Below are 1982 nucleotides of genomic sequence, written 5' to 3' on the forward strand. Positions count from 1 at the left end.
TGTCTAGCCAATGTTGAAATGTCGTGCTGAAAACAAAGCTGACCTGACGTCAGTGGAGAGTCTGGACAATGCCTTTTTAAGGTTGAGTCAGGCTTTGGAGGAAGAACGTGGTTGCCAGGTTTTCTCGGCTATCATCAGTTTACGTACGGTCTCTTTTGAAATCCGGACACCGTATTCTGTGGTCAGAATTCGCCAGATGGCTGACGGATTCATACCCCGGCCGCGTGAGCGAATAAGCTGCAGTGCCTGATCTCTGATGGTGGTGTTTAACTGATGATTGCCGGGCTTTCCACGGCGCCGGCTGACCAGACCGGCTGGCCCCAGCTCGCGATAGCGCTTAATCAGGCGGGAGCACTGACGACGGGTGAGCTCCATGGACTCTGCCACTTCTGCCAGCGTGATTTCCCGCGCCATATAGGCTTCAATCAAATCCAGGCGTAGCGCTTCGTGAAGTGTCAGGAGCACTGGTTTGTTGTCGTCCATTTTTCTCTCATCTGTCGGCCATATCAGATCCACAGGTGAGGGAAGGGCTCATCGCTTCAGGCTGGGGATAAAATCCTGCGGACTGGCCAGCACCGGGTTGATCGCCCTGAGCTCTTCCAGTGCACGCTCCTGAGCGCGCCTGCGGGGCATTTTTGTACTGCGCATTCGCTTTCCTTCAGCCTCCAGCTCGTCCTGTTTCTGCTGTGCCAGCCTCAGAACGGCACCCAGTCGTTTGTTATCAACAACCGCCCCCTGATCAACGCAGGTCAGTTTATCGAAAATCTTATAACCCAGTGGCCGGTGCTGATGCCGGAAAGTAATGCTTCCGTCAGGGTAATCATAAACGGTAATTTTTTCACCTGCTATGCGCGTATTTTGTTCGGTGGGTTCAATGATATACATGACTTTATCATACTGAAAAGTCAGTGCTTTCGATAAGGTCCGTAGCTCCTGCCAGGCGAAGATATCATTCAGCTCCAGTGGACTCTGTGTGACCGCACGGTGCAGATCTTTAGGGTATTTTGCCGGCCGGGAGAAACGACGGTTAAAATCAGACATGAAATGTTCAATCCACTGATTGGCTTCAGCAACCGAGCTGATGTTCTGCAGGCGCATCTCTTTAATCAGTCGATCCTGGAGCGTTTTATTTACCCGTTCCACGCGACCTTTTGCCTGGCTGCTGTTGGCACAAATCAATTCGATCGCCAGTTCCCGGAGAGCCCGTCCGAACTGGGTTGTGCCGGTACGTCGGCTCTCGGGTCCGCTGACCCTGAACACCGCATGCTTGTCGCTGTAAAATGCGACAGGTTTACCATGTTTATCAATGTATTGCCGGGTAGCCATCATGTAGTCAAACGCGTTTTCTGAATCACAGAATCGCAGGTGCATCAGGCGACCTGTGGCGTCATCCATGAAGACCAGAAGACAGCATTTTGGGGCTCTTCCTTCGAACCAGTCATGGTGAGAGCCATCGATCTGAACCAGTTCGCCGAAACAGTCGCGACGATAGCGCGGCTGGTAAACCCGGGTTCGCCGGCGGGAATGAGGACGCCAGAGACCGTCGGCTGTCATCCAGTTACGGATGGTTTCAACGGAGAGATATATATGATGGCGTTCAGCCAGTTTTTCGGTTGCGAGCGTTGGGCCAAAATCTGAATAGTGGCACCGGATCAAATCCAGGGCTTTACAGCGTGTTTCTTCATCGATCCGGTTGTTTGCAGGACGTCCACGGCGGGAAGATGCAAATGCGGTTGCGCCATCTGTCCGGTACAGACGCACAAGACGCTGCACCTGACGAACACTGAGCTTAAGTATGTCTGCTGCGTCGCGCTGAAGCAAAGCCCGGTCAAATACTCGCTGAATGATGCCAAGCCGGTAAAGTTCTTTGTCTGTCATAGTCACCAACATAAGATCGCGGTCCTGTGCTGAGCAAAATGAAGGCTTAGCGTACACGACGCGTGTGAATTGTGCTGAGACGACAATAACGCTTTGTGCTGACA

The 1982-nt window shown here is 52.6% G+C and carries 2 protein-coding genes; both read right to left on the reverse strand.

The genetic code is table 11. The features are described 5' to 3' along the window. Positions 1-87: 87 nt before the first annotated feature. Positions 88-483, reverse strand: a complete 396-nt coding sequence (locus tag ACVCAM_RS26305) for a helix-turn-helix domain-containing protein (protein ID WP_004143398.1) — start codon at positions 481-483, stop codon at positions 88-90. A gap of 48 nt (positions 484-531) precedes the next feature. Then, positions 532-1878: an ISNCY family transposase gene (locus ACVCAM_RS26310; RefSeq protein WP_077253535.1), complete on the reverse strand. Its 1347-nt coding sequence runs from the start codon at positions 1876-1878 to the stop codon at positions 532-534. Positions 1879-1982: the final 104 nt, after the last annotated feature.

The organism is Enterobacter sp. CFEC122 (genome assembly GCF_052983755.1).